General features: G+C 59.9%; 14 protein-coding genes and 2 tRNA genes. 12 read left to right on the forward strand and 4 right to left on the reverse strand.

The genetic code is table 11. The features are described from left to right. The first annotated feature begins 280 nt into the window (after positions 1–280). From sake_RS05925 to sake_RS05955, 7 genes are all read left to right on the forward strand, one after another. Positions 281–1,000, forward strand: coding sequence for a sigma-70 family RNA polymerase sigma factor (locus tag sake_RS05925; RefSeq protein ID WP_238147617.1), 720 nt, complete (start codon positions 281–283; stop codon positions 998–1,000). Next, on the forward strand, positions 987–1,880 hold the full coding sequence (locus sake_RS05930) for an anti-sigma factor domain-containing protein (RefSeq protein WP_129359781.1): 894 nt from the start codon (positions 987–989) through the stop codon (positions 1,878–1,880). The genes sake_RS05925 and sake_RS05930 overlap by 14 nt, the downstream gene beginning before the upstream one ends. Positions 1,881–2,019: 139 nt before the next feature. Continuing rightward, positions 2,020–2,613, forward strand: coding sequence for a biotin transporter BioY (locus tag sake_RS05935; protein WP_371811957.1), 594 nt, complete (start codon positions 2,020–2,022; stop codon positions 2,611–2,613). Beyond that, on the forward strand, positions 2,610–3,758 hold the full coding sequence (locus tag sake_RS05940; protein ID WP_178945608.1) for an AMP-binding protein: 1,149 nt from the start codon (positions 2,610–2,612) through the stop codon (positions 3,756–3,758). The genes sake_RS05935 and sake_RS05940 overlap by 4 nt, the downstream gene beginning before the upstream one ends. Before the next feature lie 55 nt (positions 3,759–3,813). Further along, positions 3,814–4,935 carry a thiolase family protein gene (locus sake_RS05945; protein ID WP_178945609.1) on the forward strand — a complete coding sequence of 374 codons (1,122 nt, stop codon included), beginning with the start codon at positions 3,814–3,816 and terminating at the stop codon, positions 4,933–4,935. Beyond that, entirely contained in the window at positions 4,932–5,624 is a 693-nt protein-coding gene (locus tag sake_RS05950) for an energy-coupling factor ABC transporter ATP-binding protein (protein WP_129359778.1), read from the forward strand. Before sake_RS05945 ends, sake_RS05950 begins: the two co-directional genes overlap by 4 nt. After that, a complete protein-coding gene (locus sake_RS05955; RefSeq protein WP_178945610.1) occupies positions 5,621–6,235 on the forward strand; it encodes an energy-coupling factor transporter transmembrane protein EcfT in 615 nt (204 codons plus the stop codon). The genes sake_RS05950 and sake_RS05955 overlap by 4 nt, the downstream gene beginning before the upstream one ends. Positions 6,236–6,326: 91 nt before the next feature. Here sake_RS05955 and sake_RS05960 read toward each other — a convergent pair. Both sake_RS05960 and orn read right to left on the reverse strand, forming a co-directional pair. After that, positions 6,327–6,402: transfer RNA gene (locus sake_RS05960), tRNA-His, on the reverse strand. A gap of 135 nt (positions 6,403–6,537) precedes the next feature. Then, entirely contained in the window at positions 6,538–7,167 is a 630-nt protein-coding gene (gene orn, locus sake_RS05965) for an oligoribonuclease (protein WP_129359770.1), read from the reverse strand. A gap of 182 nt (positions 7,168–7,349) precedes the next feature. Here orn and mptB point away from each other — a divergent pair, with 182 nt between their 5' ends. Then, entirely contained in the window at positions 7,350–8,828 is a 1,479-nt protein-coding gene (gene mptB / locus sake_RS05970; RefSeq protein WP_129359769.1) for a polyprenol phosphomannose-dependent alpha 1,6 mannosyltransferase MptB, read from the forward strand. A 60-nt stretch (positions 8,829–8,888) separates the two neighbouring features. Then, a tRNA-Arg gene (locus tag sake_RS05975) sits at positions 8,889–8,961 on the forward strand. A gap of 88 nt (positions 8,962–9,049) precedes the next feature. On the opposite strand, the gene sake_RS05980 is transcribed toward sake_RS05975, so the two are convergent. After that, the gene (locus sake_RS05980) at positions 9,050–9,265 is read right to left on the reverse strand and encodes a hypothetical protein (RefSeq protein ID WP_178945611.1); all 216 of its coding nucleotides are present in this window, start codon (positions 9,263–9,265) and stop codon (positions 9,050–9,052) included. Between the two features lie 97 nt (positions 9,266–9,362). After that, complete coding sequence (gene ctlX, locus sake_RS05985) at positions 9,363–10,355, reverse strand: citrulline utilization hydrolase CtlX (protein WP_371811977.1); 993 nt, start codon at positions 10,353–10,355, stop codon at positions 9,363–9,365. Between the two features lie 353 nt (positions 10,356–10,708). Here ctlX and sake_RS05990 point away from each other — a divergent pair, with 353 nt between their 5' ends. The 3 genes from sake_RS05990 (at position 10,709) to ettA (ending at position 13,573) form a co-directional block, all read left to right on the forward strand. After that, positions 10,709–11,284, forward strand: coding sequence for a single-stranded DNA-binding protein (locus tag sake_RS05990; protein ID WP_178945612.1), 576 nt, complete (start codon positions 10,709–10,711; stop codon positions 11,282–11,284). Between the two features lie 133 nt (positions 11,285–11,417). Beyond that, the gene (locus tag sake_RS05995) at positions 11,418–11,867 is read left to right on the forward strand and encodes a hypothetical protein (RefSeq protein ID WP_129359758.1); all 450 of its coding nucleotides are present in this window, start codon (positions 11,418–11,420) and stop codon (positions 11,865–11,867) included. Between the two features lie 23 nt (positions 11,868–11,890). Then, positions 11,891–13,573: an energy-dependent translational throttle protein EttA gene (ettA, locus tag sake_RS06000; RefSeq protein ID WP_178945613.1), complete on the forward strand. Its 1,683-nt coding sequence runs from the start codon at positions 11,891–11,893 to the stop codon at positions 13,571–13,573. Positions 13,574–13,635 lie beyond the last annotated feature (62 nt).

A 13,635-nucleotide genomic window follows, 5' to 3' on the forward strand; every position in this document is an offset into this window, starting at 1 on the left:
TCGATCTTTCTGTCGATTGGCTCTTCGGGCGGGTGCTATGGGGTCCCCACCAGGTGGGGGAGAAAACCGATTGGGTGGGCGGCTCCGAATACTTCATATAACCAGTTCGGCAACTTCCGATGATTCGTTGATGCTCGCTTGTCCGTGGGTCGAGGCTTCACCTTCAGATGAGTGGACCGAATAAAGACTAGGATGACGGGAGAAAACATGATGTGACGTTCGGCGACCCCTTGTGCAGAGGTTGTTGCGGTGTCCATCTCACCGTCGGATCATCTGACGTGTGATCACTCAGCGCAAGACCGCCTCTGGAAAACTAGGTGGTTTCGAGCCCGGTCTACAGGCCGGCGGAATGACAATGGTGATTATGGCCCGAAGCTTCCGTGCCACGGACGAAGAGCCCCGGGATCCTGAAGTGGCGGAAGCCGTCAGGGCCTCGGAAAGCGAGCACGATCTGCTCGAAGCCTTGATGGGCTGTGCCTCGAGGGGCAACCAGAACTGTTTTGAGCGCTTGTACGACCTGCTGGTTCCTCGGATTTATGGTCTCGTCCAGCGCATTCTGCGCAACCGTTCCCACGCCGAGGAAGTCACCCAGGAAGTCTTCCTCGAGGTGTGGCAGAAAGCTCCTCAATACGATCCTTCCCGCGGCGCGGTGGGATCCTGGGTCACGGTGATTGCCCATCGCCGGGCGGTGGACAGGGTCCGTGCGACACAGTCGGCCTGGGATCGGGAGATGCGCACGGGGAAAACCGAGTTCAGGGAAACGTATGAGCACGTCGAGTCCACCGTCCAGCAGAGCCTCGAGAGCGAATCCGTTCACGCGGCCCTCTCGCGTGTACCGCAAACCCAGGTAGAGGTGATGACATTGGCGTACTTTGGCGGCTTGTCCCAGAGCAAGATCGCCACAATGTTGGAGATACCGCTGGGCACGGTGAAAACGAGAATGAGACAGGGATTGAAGCGGCTACGGTCCGAGTTGGGAGGCGAATATGAAGCGAGTTGAAAATCCTTTGGAGGACGCCGTCGCTGCATATGCGCTCGACGCTCTGGAGCCCGAGGAGCAGAAAAGATTCGAGGCCGAGGCCTCTCGGGAGCAGAAAGAACTGGCGGATCAATGGAGTCAGGTGGGCGCTGCCCTGGGCCAGTCGATTCCGGCAGAACAGCCGCCCGCGGCCCTCAAGGAACGGGTGATGCGTCAGATTCAGGCGACTCCACAGCTGAATCGCGTCCCTCGGCACGCAGCTGGAGGAGTGGACACTCTCGAGGAGGACTACCCGTCGAGAGTCTTCCCGGTCGTTTCGGAGCATGACTCTTCGGGCCCGGCCGATGGGAAGTCTCTCAACCAACTGCCTCCGAACCGCCTCAAAGCCCGCATCCGTTGGAATGTTGCCTCCGGTGTTGTGGCCGCGGCCTGTGCTGGACTGGCAGTCTTCGCAGGGGTCTGGGGAATGGATCAGAAGCGTCAGCTCGATGCGACCCGATCCGAACTCTCCGCGGCGCAAGCCCAGTCGAGTTCGTCGACGTCGGTTATTGGCCAGCTCTCCGCGGCCTCCGATCTTTCGTTGGCCAAGGGAAATATGGATGGCGCGAATATTTCCGTGATGTATTCCGCCTCGCACAACATGGCGGGAGTCGCGACGAATGATCTCCCGAAACTGCCCGAGGGCAAGGTCTACATGATGTGGCTCATGGACAAAGATCATCAGGTCATCGGCAAGGGAGCCCTGAATTCCGGAGAGACCTCCGACTCGGCTTCGGGCGGTGAAATGACCACCATGACGGACCAGGACCTTCGTGACGTAGCGGCATTCGGTGTGACTGTGGAAAACAAGGACGCGACCTCGCCTACGGGCGATCCGTTCATGCTCGAATCCGAAAGCTGACGAACCCATAAGACATCAATGCGGAAAATTGTGCACTTCTCGGCTAATCTGAACACTGTTCAAAATCCGACAGTCGGATTCGACTGGCCCTTCACGGTCTCATGGGCCCACGGCGTCCGTGAAAGAAATGGAGCAGACAGTGAGTTCAGTATCCCGTGACACCCCGACGGCCACTCCTGCGGCGCCCGCCTCGGCTGCACATTCAATCGCCTACATTGCGGTTTTCGCGGCCCTGGTCGGGGTCCTGGGGATGCCAGGAAACATCCCGCTTCCCGGGTTGGTCCCGATTACGGCACAAACGTTAGGCGTCATGCTTGCCGGTGCTGTTCTCGGTCCATGGCGGGGCGCATTGTCCATGACGCTGTTCTTGGCGCTCGTCGCCTTGGGATTGCCATTGCTCTCTGGAGGGCGCGGCGGCTTGGGCGCATTCGTCGGCCCGAGCGCCGGCTATCTCGTTGCGTGGATCCTGGGAGCGGCTGTGGTCGGCGTCGTCGTGCGAGCAGGAAATGGGCGCCCCACATGGGTTAAAGTATCTGTTGGCTGCATCCTCGGAGGCATGATCTCGCTCTACGCAGTCGGAATACCCGTGCAGGCGGCCGTGACCGGAATGTCCTTGGCCCAGACCGCTACGGCATCGCTGCTTTTCCTCCCCGGCGATCTCATCAAGGTCGTTATCGCCACTCTCGTGACCATGGGGCTCTGGAAGGCCTACCCGAGAGCATTCCAGAAGTGACACCAACGGACGGCGACATTTCCCCGCATCGTATCCGCGTCGTGAAGGGGCGGGATCACGGACACGTTCTGCGAGAAGCGCTGTCCATCCGGCGCAAGGGAGGCGTCCCTCTCGTCGGTGACGAGCGCTGGAGCGAAGCTCGATGGAATTCTTTGGTCAAGAGGGCTTCCGAAGCAAGAGTTCCGAGCCAGGCAGCGTGGGCCGCCCTGACGTCCGGCACTACAGGGGAACCACGCATCGTCGTGAGAACCCAACACTCTTGGGATATCTCATATCCGGGTCTGAACCGATTGGCGAAGATCGGTTCAGAGGACCTGATGCTGATCCCCGTCCACCCGGTCTCGTCCATGGCTACCTATGCTGCGTCCCACGCAGAATTCACAGGGTTCCGCTTCCACGTTCCGAGGACGCGCCGAATCGTTCCCGATGACATCGCCCAAACCACGGTCATGCACGGCACCCCGTGGCACCTGCGAGACGTAGTCGACCTCCTCGACGCCGGCCACCCGACGGCTCTGAAGTCCGCGATCGTCGGAGGAGACAGACTGCCTGCGCCGCTCAGGGTTAGAGCCGAGGACCACGGACTGCACGTCGTGAGCTACTTTGGCGCAGCAGAGCTGTCCCTGGTGGCCGCCGACGCCGGGGATGGTCTCCGTGCCTTCCCCGGTGTAGATCTTGAAATCCGGGACGGCATCCTCTGGGTCCGGACAAGTCAACGCGCACTTGCCGTACTGGGCACCGGTAGTGGCCTCAGAGCCGACGGGCCATGGGCAACAGTCGGAGACAGGGCAAGACTCAACGATGGTCTGCTGGAGCTTCACGGTCGTGACGATGACGCCATTCTCACGGCGGGAGCCACCGTCATACCCGCCGAGGTCGAAGATGTGCTCAACTCGATGCCGGGAGTATCCGCCTCACTCGTACTCGGCATCCCCAACGGGCGTGCCGGGCATCTGGTGGCCGCGGCCATCGAGACGAACCGGATAGAGAGCCCGCCACCATTGACGTCCATTCAAGACATGGCCCGGCGTCATCTGACCCCAGCTCAGCTTCCCAGGCTATGGAAAACATGCGAATACCTGCCTCGAACAGGGGTCGGCAAAATCCGGCGACTCTCGCCCGAAGAATTCCAGGCGCTTCGCTGAACACACCGTTAGCTGGTAATCCATAGCCCTGCGAACGGCTACTACAAGGAATCCCATGCAGAACATTGCCATAACAGCCGGGCTCCGGACCCCCATCACCGGTCGATCACGCGCGCTCGCGGACTACGGTGTCGAAGAATTGGCCGCCATGGTCTTGGCAGAATTGGCAACGACAACCGGCCAGCGCCCAGTCGGTGTGATACTCGGCAATTGCACCGGCCCAGGGGGCAACCTCGGACGGAATGCGGCATTGGCTGCGGGGTTCGGCCAAGAGTGCATAGGTTGGGGTATCGACGCTCAGTGCGGTTCTGGTTTGGCCGCCGTCCAACAGGCCATGCATCACGTCGCGGCCACAAGAGCGACCATGATCGCCGGCGGAGCCGAATCCGCGTCGACCGCTCCGACGCGTTCGCACCACGGAGTTCCGTTTGCACGGGCACGTTTTGCGCCCCGCGGATTCCCCGATCCGGACATGATCGAAGCCGCCGACGAGCTGGCCCACCTGAAGGGCATCTCACGCGAAAGCCAAGAATCCTTTGCGGAGCGCAGTCACGAGCTTTCCTTAGGAGCGAAGTCTTTCCTCCGAGCAGAGACGGTCTCCGTGGCCCGGGACCCGGCCGGTACAACGATTATTGACGATGGTCCGCGGCGCCTCGGGAGCAACGCCCTCCGACGCTTTTCACCTGTTTCCGACGCGCCGAGTGCCACGGTCACCCCAGGCACCACCGCGCGCATTTCGGACGGTGCAGCGGGCGTCGTCGTGACAACCCAGGACAGTATCACCGGCCCCCACTGGAAGGTCCTGGCCTCGACAATGACCGGGGGAGACCCGTCTCTTCCCGGGATCGTACCGGTAGCAGCAACCCGTGAGGCCCTGGACAGAGCAGGCCTGAGGATCGACGATCTGCAGGCCATCGAGGTCGTCGAGGCATTCGCGGCGCAAGCTCTCGCGGTACTCGACGCTCTGGGGATGAGCCATCATGGAGAGATCGACCCACGAGTCAACTCGTGGGGCGGCGCTCTGGCTTTGGGTCATCCATGGGGCGCATCCGGAGCAGTGAGCCTCGTGAGACTCCTGCACCGACTCAGACATGAAGGACCTGGTTCCCTGGGGCTGACAACCTGCGCCATTGGCGGAGGGATGGGCGCAACAATGATTCTGGAGTACGTGGAATGAGCATCAGCATTGAGAATTTGCGCGTCGAGGCGGACGGACCCGAGGGGCACACCGTCCTGCTGGACGGAGTCACCACAACTCTGGAGGCGCCTCGCATTGCGATTATCGGCGAGAACGGCTCCGGCAAGTCGACACTGACCAAAGCAATAGCGGGGCTTGTGCGTCCTTCCTCCGGTTATGTGACGGTGAACGGGATCGATTCCGTCAAGAACGTCAAACGGCTACGGCGCGCAGTGGGCTTCGTCTTCGCCAATCCGGGAGCGCAAACCATCATGCCCACGGTTCGCGAAGACATAGCTCTCACGTTGCGCGGACGCAGGCTCACCCGGGAAGAGACCGCGGCCAAGGTCGAGGAAGCCATCCGACTGCACGAACTCGAGGACCTCGCCGAACGGCCCTGCCACGCTCTCTCCAGCGGACAGATGCAACGCCTCGCTCTGTGCTCGGTGCTCGTGGGGGAACCGGATCTCGTCATTGCCGACGAACCCACAAGCCTCTTGGATGCACGGCACCGCAGAATCATCGCGCGTCGCCTCCTCGAGCCGGCGGCCCCACAAGTTCTCTTGGTAACTCACGACCTGGACCTCGCCCGTCGCTGCGACCAGGCAATTCTCATCGCCGACGGAAAACTCGCAGCACAAGGCGAGCCGGCCGAAGTCATCGAAACCTACGAACGGGTCTTGGCATGATCTCGCTCTACTACCCGGGATACAGCTTCGTCCACCGCCTCCCGGCAGGCGTCAAGCTGTTGCTCTTTGCGCTCTTCGCTCTGGCGCTCTCCTTGGCCCCCGCGACCTGGTGGACCATCGGCGTATGTATTGCCATAGCGCCCGCGGGCTACGCGCTCGCAGGCTTGGGTATAGGGCTGTTTCTGCGCGATCTGAGAGGACTTGTCGTGTTGGTTGCCTTTCTGGCCGTGACACAGGCCGTTTTCCTTGAGCCCTTGGAAGCGGTCCGTAATACGGTCCGGGTGATTTCGGTGATCATGCTGGCTCAGGTGGTCACGCGCACGACTCCCGTGCAAGGCATGATCGAAACCTGTGAACGCGTACTCGGACCCTTCCGGCGTCTTGGAATCAACCCGGAACGGGTCGGATTGGCCATGGCCCTGACCTTAACCTCGGTCAACCAATTGGGCGGGATCATCCGCGAAGTCCGGGACGCACAGAAGGCTCGAGGGGCCCGGATTGCTCCTTGGGCGTGGGTCATGCCGGTTCTGGTGTTGACGCTCCAGCACGCGGACCAGGTCGGGGATGCGTTGGAAGCCAGAGGAATCGGTGGTGCAGACGAGGCGGAGTGAGACCGGCCGAGAGTTCCGTTACGGTATACAGAAAACGAGGCCCGAATGCTTGCGTCCAGGGAATCCTGCGGCAACATTCGGGCCTCGTACTTGGGGTGAGCGACGGGGGTTGAACCCGCGACCTCCTGGACCACAACCAGGCGCTCTGCCGACTGAGCTACGCCCACCAAGATGCGATGTCCTTCGCGGCTGACAACCTGCGATCGGACAACGAATTAGAGCTTACATGAGCGGCGCCGACGGAGCCAATTCGACGCCACGTCACTGGAGTGATAAGCGTCACGACTCGTAGAATCCGTGGGCTATTCGCCTGAATTCCCGTCGGAGGAAGCAGGGGAGAAACGTCGCGAGATGTCCCGTGCCTCGTCGGAGTTCGGACCCGGTTGGGGCACGAACACGGCTTCGCGATAGTACTGAAGCTCGACGATCGAATCCTTGATGTCTCCCAGGGCGCGGTGATTCCCTGTTTTGGCCGGGGCCTGGTAATAAGCCCGTGGGTACCAGCGGCGGGAGAGCTCCTTGACCGTCGAGACGTCGACAACTCGGTAGTGCAGATGCTCGATGACGCGCGGCATGTCCCGCGAGAGGAACGTCTTGTCAGTTCCTATCGAATTTCCGCCCAATTGGGCTTTTCCGGCTTCCGGCACATATTTTTTGATGTGCGCCAGAACCAAGTCTTCGGCCTCGGACATGGACAGGCCTTCGTCGAGTTCGTCGAGGAGACCCGAGGTGGTGTGCATGTTCCGTACGAAATCATTCATCTGAGCCAAGGCTTCAGGCTCCGGTTTGATTAGAACGTCCAGGCCGTCGTCCAGAATGTTCAATTCTGCGTCCGTGATCAGGACCGCGACCTCAATCAGGGCGTCGCGCTCCAGGTCCAAGCCGGTCATCTCGCAGTCGATCCATACTATTCGTTCATTCGTTTTAGACACCCTTCAAACCTACCTCGCGGTCCCTTCCTCGCCTAAGGGTCGGCGCGTTCCCTTCTGTGTCTGTAAAATCGAACGGAGTCTCGCCCCAGTTCTGGCGGACTTCAGGCCACGAGATATCTGCAGGGGGAAGCTTGAGCCACAGCGCGATGCTTCGGAGGCGACGCACCAGGGAACCCCGGTTCGTGCAACGGAGCCCGCTCCGCACCATCATTATGGGAACGATCGGTTCCCTCCTGCTGATGTTCGGATCATTCGGTATTGGGTGGCTCGCACCCATCTCCTCCCTACGGCTTCAACCGTGGATTATCTCGCTGAGGTATACCGATGGCGCGGTAGTTCTGTGCATTGTCGTCACCTCCATCGGCGCCATGGCCCTGACGCGCGAATGGATGCGATTGAGCCAGAAGGTCGATTGGGCGCAGAAAACGGCCAAGAAATGGGTCACTGCGGCGATCATCTCTTGGTCTATCCCGTTGATGGTCGCATTCCCGCTGTTCAGCCGCGATGTTTACTCTTATTTCGCTCAGGGGCGTCTCTACCAGTCGGGTCTGAACCCGTATGAAGCCGGAGTCTCCTCGGTCAACAACTTCCTGCAAAACGGCGCAGATCAATTGTGGAGTCAGTCCCCTCCGCCGTATGGTCCCGTCTTTCTGTGGATAGAAGGATTGGTAGTACAAGTCGCCGGCGATTCTCCGGACATCGCTTTCTATCTATTCCGCGGAGTGGCGCTCATAGGCGTGGCCCTGATCGCCTATTTTCTTCCCAAACTCGCCAAGCTCCACGGCGTCAATCCTACGAGGGCCTGCTGGCTGTGCTTGGCGAACCCAATGTTCTTGGTGCATTTCGTGGTCTCCGCGCACAATGATGCCTTGATGATCGGTCTGATGATGGCCGCGGTGTATGTCTCTGCTCGATGGAGGAATACCGCCGGCGGGCTGGGTGGAATCACACTCACGACCATCGCGGTTGCGGTCAAGCCGATAGCGTTGCTGATCCTCCCGTTCATCGGCCTGCTCTGGGCTGGCCGCGGTGCTTCGTGGCCCAGGAAATTCGTATACTGGTTCCTCACCGCAGGGATCGCGCTTCTGGAACTGTGGCTCATGGGTCTCGCGAATGGGTTCGGCTTCGATTGGGTCGGAGCGCTTTCGACGACGGGCGGCGTGTGGATCTGGTACGCCCCGGTCGGGCTGTTCAGCTTCTTGGTTCGCTTGTGGGGCGACTCCGTGGGCTTACCCGGTGGGGACCTCCAATCCTTCGTGCAGAAGATCGGCCAAATGGTGGGCGTGCTCGGCGCCGCGATTCTCGCATTCGTGGGACGGGACGAGAAATTGATTCGGCGCATCACGATCGCTTTGACGCTTGTCGTCATGCTCAACCCCATGATTCAGGCCTGGTACGTGGTTTGGCTCATCCCATTTTTTGCTGCCACGGGAATCCGCTCGGATTGGCACGTCGATTTCTTCCTTTTGACCACGCTCTTTTTCATGATGTGGGCCGTGTCCGATCAATTGGATGTCTTCCCTTATCTGAGCTTGGACGTGAACATGGGTCGTCTCGTCGCGGCCGTTGTTGCTCTGATGTACGGGCTGTACATCATGTTCATCGATCCATCGACCCGGCGCGTTTTTCGGCGGGAACGCAGGGTCAGCGCAATCGTTTAGCATCGCGGAGTGGAGAGCCACGGCCTTGCGCGGTAATCTAGACGAGGTCAACTTGGCCACGCCTCAGTAGCTCAGTGGATAGAGCAGGAGCCTTCTAATCTCTTGGTCGGGGGTTCGACTCCCTCCTGGGGCACGAAAAACCCCGCCATATCGGGCCATGTGCCCGCCTATGGCGGGGTTCCTTTTTGTGAGTCGGGACCGGGTGGGCTGCTCGAGCAGATTCACGAGTCGCTGGATCGGCTCTGGGAGACCAGCTTCCATGCTCCGAGCATATTCGACTGGTCGGTGTAGGTTCCTTGTCTGCCATCTTCTAGTTCGATGGCAACGTGTCCTCCGCGCTTCAATGCCGAGGTGATGGTTGCACCGGCAAAAGTATCGCCGACCGTGTAGGGGAAGATCGGTCCATTCTGCGGGATGGATTCTGGGAATTCGTTCATGTGCCGAGTATAGGCACCTGTTTGCCCTGGTCAGCTAGGAAATTTGAGCAAATTTGCGGGAACGCGCACCACTGGTTGAAACGTCGTATTCGGGCGACTAGGGCTTTGCTAGTCGTGGAGGCAAATGGTTGCCCGCCATCATGCAACGAACCGAACCACCTGCCGACTCGATCATTGATACATCGACCGGCTCGAGATTCGCGTGGGCGGAAATCGCCCTGCGTTGTTGCGGCGTCAGGCTCGAGGCGGCCGTCGTGGAGAGGACGAGCGTCGGTCCGCCGACGGCAGATACTTCCAAGCAATTGCCTGCAAATCTCTGGATCTGAGATTCTTCGAGCTCTATAACCTGACGGCCTGTCGATTGCAGACTGTCGAGAACCATGGCTCGTTGCCTGGGATCGCGGATCATACTTGCCCCGATGAGGGCCATGTGGGTTCCAACGGACATCAAAACGTTGGTGTGGTAAACGGGTACGCCTCGGGCGTCGAGGGCGTCGAAAACCACCGGCTGAAAACCCAGATCCGAGCAGAACCTGTCGAGCAATCGATCCGAGGCCCTCTGGGAGCGGCACACGTAGGCAAGCCGATGGACATGGTCGAGGACCATGGCTCCGGTTCCCTCTAAATACTGCCCCTCGGATTCGGCAGCGCTGTAATCGACGACGCGTCGAACTACTCCGCTTTTTCGCAGGTGGGCGAGAACGTCCTCGCGCCGTTCGGCGCGCCTGTTGGGGGCATGCATGGGGTAGAGGACGATGGTTCCGTCATCATGCGTGCTGAACCAGTTGTTGGGGAAGACACTGTCCGGAGTTTCGTTCGTAAGGTCCTCAAAGACCGCGACGCCGAGGCCCAGTTCTTCTAGTTTCCCGGCAAGGCAAGTGACTTCCTCGAAAGCAAGGCGTGCCACTTGACTTGGGTCCTGGGCGGGCCGGCTTTGGAAACGGTTGTCCAACTCCGTGAAGGGGTTGGGCGCGAATCGATGCGGACGTACCAGGACTATCTGTTGTGGGGCTTGGTGGGGCCGGGCATCCCCTGAACAGGCACGGCTCTGTGGATGATCTCCCTCCACGCTCGGGTTTGCTTCGCTCACAACGCGCTGGGTCAACGGGGCACTCCTTATCCGGATCGCGGTCGAACGGCTCGCATAAGACGATATAGAACAGCAATATGGGTCCGAAATTCCTAAAATGAGAACAGATTGTTAGTTTTTGAGTCGAAATGCACCATTCTGCTGTTCAATATGGAAATTTGGTGTCCTGAACCGAGTGCCCACGTGAGTCCTCCCAAACAGAGCAAACCGTCGTTGGCGTGGGCGAGTTATCCACAAACACACGCCTTATCGAGGAACGGACCGGAGGCGCGGCGAGATTCTGAGGCAAGCTCTTTCCAGGACGTGCGATCGCGTAGCTCGCGACGTGGACCGAATGGACTGGAGGATCCGATATGACTGACTACGTGACTATTCGCGGCTTCGTCGCCACGAAACCGGACCTGCGAACGCTCCCCAACGGGACCGCCGTGTGCTCATTTCGTCTGGCTTCCACGGCGCGTTGGTTCGACGGCAAAACAGGCGATTGGACCGTGGGCCACACCAACTGGTTCACCGTGAATTCGTTTCGTTCGTTGGGCACCAACGTTGCCGCCAGCGTGGACGTTGGCCAGCCGTTACTGGTGCAGGGAAAACTCAAAATCCGGAATTGGGAAACGGCGCATCGGGAAAAACGGACGAGCGTGGACATCGAAGCACGGTCTGTGGGCCTCGATCTGGCTTTCGGCACCTCGACATTTGTTCGCGCTGGAGGAAGCCGGAGCAGGCAAGGGGAGATCACGTCGGGCACCTCAAACAAGGTCCGCGGTTCATGGGGGAACCTCCCAGAATCTCAAGATTCCGCCGAAAGCGCCGCGCAAAGCCCTGGACGGTTGACATGTGGCGGGATAGGTGGTGCGGAGGGTGAGCGAGACAACGGGGCGACCGCCCAAGCCGCGAGTGTCGAACGCCAACTATTCGTTTCTTCGTAGTGCTCGGCCTTCCAGCTGGGATCCATCGGTCCGAAGGGAGGATCGCTCGGTATGAGAACGACGGTGGAAGTATTATGACGTCGACGTCGGACATGGGCGTTTCGTCGTCACGTGGATGCGAACGGGGGTTTATGTGGGCAAGGGTCAAAGATCATCACGGAGACAATGGCCGATCGTACTGGTCGCTTTCGGGCTGGTCGGCGGTATTTCCGGGTGTTCCACGGCCGGGGCAGAACCGCAGACGCCAGTCGGAGAAGTATCCGGCGCGACAAGCTCCGATGACCAGGTCCAAGTAGATGCAGCCAAGATCAAGGAAGCCGTTGAGGCCGCGTTATCCGATGGCGACGTGACCGAAGCCCGCGTTCGCGAGGCGATCATACAGAGCGGGCGGAGCGGCGACGATGTGGAGACCGGCCAGGACAGCACGCCCACGGGGTTGAACGTGGACAACGTGGACGCGGCGGTCAAAACCCACGAGCAATGCGTCATGGTCGATGTTCGGGCTGATCGGACGGTGACCGCCGTCGGCGCGCCTGCGCTCAGCACCGGACGTTGCATGATTGGGCATGCCTACACGGGCTAGGCAAACATAGTAGCCTTGTCCATATGGCTGAATTTATTTACACGATGTCTAAAGCCCGCAAGAAGGTGGGCGACAAGGTCATCCTGGACGACGTCACCATGTCGTTCTACCCAGGCGCCAAAATCGGCGTCGTCGGCCCCAACGGCGCCGGTAAGTCCACCATCCTCAAGATCATGGCTGGTCTGGATGAACCGTCTAACGGTGAAGCACGACTGAGCCCCGGTTACTCCGTGGGCATCCTGTTGCAGGAACCGCCCCTCAACGAGGAGAAAACCGTTCTTGGCAACGTCGAGGAAGGTGTTGGAGTGATCAAGGAAAAACTTGATCGCTACAACCAGATCTCGGAAGAGATGGCCAACCCGGACGCCGATTTCGACGCGCTCATGGAAGAAATGGGCAAGTTGCAAGGCGACATCGACGCGGCCAACGCCTGGGACCTGGATAGCCAACTGGAACAGGCTATGGACGCCCTGCGTTGCCCGCCCGGCGACGCGGAAGTCAGTAAGCTCTCCGGTGGCGAGCGCCGTCGTGTTGCACTGTGCAAACTGCTTTTGCAGAAGCCGGATCTTCTCTTGCTCGATGAGCCCACCAACCACCTCGATGCCGAGTCCGTGCTCTGGCTCGAACAGCACCTTTCGTCCTACGAGGGCGCCGTCCTCGCAGTAACCCACGATCGCTACTTCTTGGACCACGTCGCCGAGTGGATCTGCGAGGTGGAGCGCGGACGCCTGTACGGATACGAAGGCAATTACTCCACCTACCTCGAGACCAAGCGCAAACGCATGGAAGTCCAGGGCAGGAAGGACGCCAAGCTCGCCAAGCGCCTGGCGGACGAACTCGACTGGGTTCGTTCGAGTTCTAAGGGTCGTCAAACCAAATCGAAGGCTCGCCTCGCGCGATACGAAGAGATGGCGGCAGAAGCCGAGAAAACCCGCAAACTCGACTTCGAGGAAATCCAGATACCTCCGGGACCCCGGCTGGGCAATCTGGTCATCGAAGCCGAGGACTTGCAAAAGGGCTTCGGAGACAGAAGCCTCATCAAAGATCTGTCGTTCTCGTTGCCGCGCAACGGCATCGTAGGCGTGATCGGGCCGAACGGCGTGGGCAAGTCCACACTGTTCAAGACGATCGTTGGTTTGGAGCCGTTGGACGGTGGAAATCTGAAAATCGGCGACTCCGTCAAAATCGCCTACGTCGATCAGAACCGAGCCAACATCGATTCCGAGAAATCGCTCTGGGAAGTCGTCTCGGACGGCCTCGACTACATCCAGGTTGGTCAAGTCGAAATGCCTTCGCGAGCTTACGTTTCGGCTTTCGGATTCAAAGGGCCGGACCAGCAGAAGAAAGCGGGCGTCCTCTCCGGTGGTGAGCGCAACCGACTGAACCTCGCGTTGACGCTTAAACAGGGTGGAAATCTTCTTCTCCTCGACGAGCCGACCAACGACCTCGACGTGGAAACTCTCGCATCGCTCGAGAATGCACTCCTTGATTTCCCGGGCTGTGCCGTGGTCGTCTCTCACGACCGTTGGTTCCTCGACCGCGTGGCCACTCACATCCTTGCTTGGGAAGGCACCGAGGAAGAACCGGACAAATGGTACTGGTTCGAAGGCAACTTCGAATCTTATGAAGAAAATAAGGTCGAAAGGTTGGGGCCCGACGCTGCTCGACCCCATCGCCTGACTCATCGTCGCCTCACACGCGACTAGAGACCTCAGTAACGACGACGGCCGCTCACCCTCATAGGGGAGCGGCCGTCGTCGTTACCGGT

Origin of the sequence: Kocuria sp. TGY1127_2 (genome assembly GCF_013394385.1) — a bacterium.
Classification (GTDB): Bacteria; Actinomycetota; Actinomycetes; order Actinomycetales; family Micrococcaceae; genus Rothia.

What these genes read in the sequence shown, in the direction of transcription:
- sake_RS05930 (WP_129359781.1), top strand. Translation starts at nt 987, where the DNA reads ATGAAGCGAGTTGAAAATCCTTTGGAGGACGCCGTCGCTGCATATGCG.
- sake_RS05945 (WP_178945609.1), top strand. Translation starts at nt 3,814, where the DNA reads ATGCAGAACATTGCCATAACAGCCGGGCTCCGGACCCCCATCACCGGT.
- sake_RS05950 (WP_129359778.1), top strand. Translation starts at nt 4,932, where the DNA reads ATGAGCATCAGCATTGAGAATTTGCGCGTCGAGGCGGACGGACCCGAG.
- sake_RS05955 (WP_178945610.1), top strand. Translation starts at nt 5,621, where the DNA reads ATGATCTCGCTCTACTACCCGGGATACAGCTTCGTCCACCGCCTCCCG.
- sake_RS05980 (WP_178945611.1), bottom strand. Translation starts at nt 9,265, where the DNA reads ATGAACGAATTCCCAGAATCCATCCCGCAGAATGGACCGATCTTCCCC.
- sake_RS05990 (WP_178945612.1), top strand. Translation starts at nt 10,709, where the DNA reads ATGACTGACTACGTGACTATTCGCGGCTTCGTCGCCACGAAACCGGAC.
- ettA (WP_178945613.1), top strand. Translation starts at nt 11,891, where the DNA reads ATGGCTGAATTTATTTACACGATGTCTAAAGCCCGCAAGAAGGTGGGC.